We start from the raw sequence: 2,182 nt of genomic DNA on the forward strand, positions 1-2,182 counted from the left end.
GTGTCCGGCCCCGACGGCTTGTAGCACGTGTTTCGGCGGCTCGTTCTCGCCAGAGCTCGTCGAGCCCGAACCGCTGGTCACCTGGTCCTGGAGTGCGCGACCCCCGATGCGCACTGCGTTCGAACACCGGTGCCAGCGTTTTCCGGCACACTGGGTTCGGTCGGCGGACACCGTCGGCCTGGCCCGTCCTCGTTCCCCGAACGCCTATTGAGGAGTGTCACCACAGCATGTCCGCCCCGTATCCCCCGTCGCGGAAGTCCAGCTCGGCCGGGCCCGCACTCGGCTTGAAGGAGATCCTGGCGCTGGTGGCGGCCGGGGCCGGTCTGGTCGGTTACCTGATCGGCTTCTTCAGCGAGATCGCCGGTGTGCTCGTCGGCAGCCTTGCCGGGTTCTCCATCATCACCTCCGCAGCGCTGGCCGGCCTGCGCTTCGTGCCGAAGACGCCGAACTTGCTGGTCGCCGCCGCGCCGCTGTCCGCCTACGCCACCCTCGCGCTGCTGCAGGACCTCATCGGCGGCACCTCCGGCGGCATCGTCGTGCTGCTCCTGCTGCTGGCCATCGCGCAGCTCGCCGGTGTGGTCGGGAACCTGCTGATCGACGGCGGGATCATCAACGTGCCGCAGAGCTCCGACTCGGCCAGCAAGCCCCCGTCCGGCCCGTCCGGTCAGGGTGGCCAGCCCGGCCCGTTCCAGCCCGGTCAGCAGGGCGGCCCCGGCAAGCCCGGTGGCCCCGGTGGGTGGAACCCCGCGGCGCCGCCCGCCAAGCCCGGGCAGTTCGCGCCGGCGAGCGGCGGCTGGAGCCCGGCCACCGGTGGACAGCCGCAGCAGCCGGGCGGCTGGAACCCGTCCTCGGGTGGCTCCCCGGCCCCGAACCCGTCCGGTCCCGCCGGTCAGCCCGGCTTCGCCGGTCAGGGCGGCGCCCCCGCCGGTCAGGGCGCTCCTGCCGGGCAGGGCGCTCCCGCTGGTCAGGGCTCTCCTGCCGGTCAGGGTGGTTCCGCCGGGCAGGACGGTCCGCCGAACCAGGGAGCTGCCGGTCAGTCCGGTCAAGGTGGCCAGGGCAGCGGCCCGCAGGGCACCCAGCAGATGCCGCACCCCGGCCTCAACCGGCAGGAATTCTGATAGCTGGAGATCGATCGAGCACGGGTGGCCTGCGGGCCGCCCGTGCTTTCTTTTCGGTGAAGCAGGGCGGTGGGACAGGCCGCGGGAGCGTCCTAAATGGACGTTCGGTGTCGCCCGATGGGTGGAGGTGGCGGCGTGTTGTGACCCGTTCGGCGGAATTGTGGTGCGACATTCGGCAACGTGTCCGTGCTCGAGTCGATTCCCCACGCCATCGCCGACGGCCCCCGCGAGCGCAGGCTCGGCCTCCGCTGGTGGCTGCTCATCGGCGCGACCTGCACCGTCCTGGTCCTCGGCTACCTGCTGTCGGCCGGACTGATCGCCCTGGTGACGGCCACCGCCAGCAACGCCGGGTTCAGCCCGCTCGTGGTGCTGCTGGCCGCGCTGCCCGGGTGGCTGGTCCTGCACCAGTCCGCGCTGACGATCACGGGCGCACCGCTGAGCGTGCTCCCGCTGCTCCCGACCGCGGCCGTGATGCTGCTGATCGCGGCCGCCTCGGCCTGGGTGGCGCGGCGTTCCAGGCTGCGACGACCGGACCAGGCGTGGCCGGTCATCGCGACCATGGGCCTGGTGCACGCCTTCGTCGGCGCGGCCATCGCCCTCGTGCTGGCCGGACCGTTCCGCGCCGTCCCGGTCGATGCCTTCCTGAGCTGCGGCTTGACCGCCACCGCCGCCTCGGCGGCAGGCGTGGCGAACCGCTGCGGGCTCATCTACCTGGTCTGGGAACGGGTCGAGGCCGAGGTGTGGTCAGGCCTGCGCATCGGTCTGCTCGCACTCTCTGCGGTGGTCGCCGCCGGCGGTGTGGTGCTGCTGGTCGGGATCTGCGCCTCGGCGCCGGACATGGTCGCCTCGATGGCGCGATCCGGCGCTGCCGGTGACGCGATCGGAACCTCCCTCCTGTCGCTGCTGTACCTGCCGAACGGAGTGCTGGCGGGCTGGGCCTTCGCCGCCGGCACCGGCCTGTCGCTGGGCGGGCTGACGGTGCAGCCCTTGCACGCCACGCCCGGGCCGGTGCCCGACCTTCCCCTGCTCGCGATCTTGCCGTCGCAGGAGGGGCCGGGCTGGTC

The 2,182-nt window shown here is 72.7% G+C and carries 2 protein-coding genes; both read left to right on the forward strand.

Annotated elements, in window-relative coordinates; translation table 11 throughout:
- Positions 1 to 227 precede the first annotated feature (227 nt).
- The gene (locus ABTZ89_RS38120) at positions 228 to 1,118 is read left to right on the forward strand and encodes a DUF5336 domain-containing protein (protein WP_351054221.1); all 891 of its coding nucleotides are present in this window, start codon (positions 228 to 230) and stop codon (positions 1,116 to 1,118) included.
- Positions 1,119 to 1,298: 180 nt separating this feature from the next.
- The coding region (locus ABTZ89_RS38125; RefSeq protein WP_351054224.1) for a cell division protein PerM at positions 1,299 to 2,182 on the forward strand (884 nt) is incomplete at its 3' end.

Source organism: Saccharopolyspora sp. NPDC002686 (genome assembly GCF_040295745.1).
GTDB lineage: Bacteria > Actinomycetota > Actinomycetes > Mycobacteriales > Pseudonocardiaceae > Saccharopolyspora > Saccharopolyspora oryzae.

Excerpts from the sequence above, each read along its gene's own strand:
- ABTZ89_RS38120 (WP_351054221.1), top strand. The coding sequence starts at position 228 with ATGTCCGCCCCGTATCCCCCGTCGCGGAAGTCCAGCTCGGCCGGGCCC.